Genomic DNA, 555 nt, shown 5'->3' with positions numbered 1-555 from the left:
GGTAAGGGTGTCTCTAATAGATACACCCTTTGGGTTGCAATTTTTTTGAACTGCTTGTCTAGGATTTGCATATTCCAAAATTGCACAAACATCATTTGCACAAAACCAAGGTTCTTGATGAATATCGGTGATTACACGAACTTGATTAGATTTGAAACTGTAAGCATTAAATTGAATTTGATTAGACATAATTTTTTTATCCTATTGGTATTTTATATTTCCCTACTGTTGAGATAGGGCGATCGGGTGCTTCAACACTGCCTAAAGTCAGCCTTTCGTTTTTCCTTACGGTATTGTATGTACGAAACGCCACCCGATCATAAAATCAGGATAAAAAAATACCGCACTTTAAATGCGGTTCATTCCGCTTTAGGTCAAGGTGTGTTGAGCACCGTTAGCGGAATAGTAAAATAAAAATCCCACCTTGTAAAGTGGGATTTAGGGATTATTTTTTGATGCTTGTGATAAAACTTGAAAAAATGTTGGGTAAAGTCGTTCGATAAGCTGGCGAACTTCTCGCATTTGTTCAAAATTTAAATTTGGCAGTCTTTCAAT

At 36.0% G+C, this 555-nt stretch carries 1 protein-coding gene; it reads right to left on the bottom strand.

What is annotated here, in order from left to right; translation table 11 throughout:
• Positions 1-189 (bottom strand): BRO-N domain-containing protein (locus ABZ720_RS17445; protein ID WP_366556802.1); only part of this gene is annotated, 189 nt, incomplete at its 3' end.
• Positions 190-555 lie beyond the last annotated feature (366 nt).

The sequence above is a fragment of the Aquibaculum sediminis genome, assembly GCF_040712085.1.
Classification (GTDB): Bacteria; Pseudomonadota; Alphaproteobacteria; order Kiloniellales; family DSM-21159; genus Aquibaculum; species Aquibaculum sediminis.
This window is presented reverse-complemented; position numbering and strand designations above follow the sequence as displayed.